This is a genomic window from Motilimonas thetidivivens (genome assembly GCF_046452435.1).
GTDB lineage: Bacteria > Pseudomonadota > Gammaproteobacteria > Enterobacterales > CBDFNC01 > Motilimonas.
In genome coordinates this window covers 1-524 of sequence record NZ_JBKFDK010000068.1, presented here as the reverse complement: position 1 = coordinate 524, position 524 = coordinate 1, and the positions used below count along the sequence as shown (strand labels likewise).

Genomic DNA, 524 nt, shown 5'->3' with positions numbered 1-524 from the left:
GCAGGCTACTGCGATTTAGGCTTCATTTGCGAAACTAACAGAATGAAAACACCAACCATTATTGCAATATCTGCTACATTAAAAATACCTGTTCGGATTGCACCTACACCGACATTTAAGAAATCTATAACTGCACCATTATTCACAACACGATCATAAAAATTACTGACGCCTCCAGAAAAAACTAAAGACAGCGCGAATAATGAATGCATTGATTGTTTAGAGTTAGTAATCAAATACCACAACAAACCAGCTAAGAATATTCCAATTACAACAACGAACACCCAAAATCGTGTTTGCTCAGATAGGTTGTTCCCTAAACCAAGGAACGCACCAATATTTTCAGTATACCCAACTCTCAATAAGTCGAAGAAGTAACTATCCATTTTTTCTTTGGGAAGATATTGGGTAGCAAATAATTTAGTAGTTTGATCACAACCAATAAGTAAAAATGATACTAAAGATGTAATAAGTGTTCTCGCCCAAATTTTCATAATGATACAAAACTCCATGCCTGCTAACGC

At 35.5% G+C, this 524-nt stretch carries 1 protein-coding gene; it reads right to left on the bottom strand.

Features of this window, described 5'->3' with window-relative positions:
* Positions 1 to 5: 5 nt before the first annotated feature.
* Positions 6 to 524 (bottom strand): signal peptidase II (lspA, locus tag ACK8OT_RS19260; protein ID WP_410198130.1); only part of this gene is annotated, 519 nt, incomplete at its 5' end.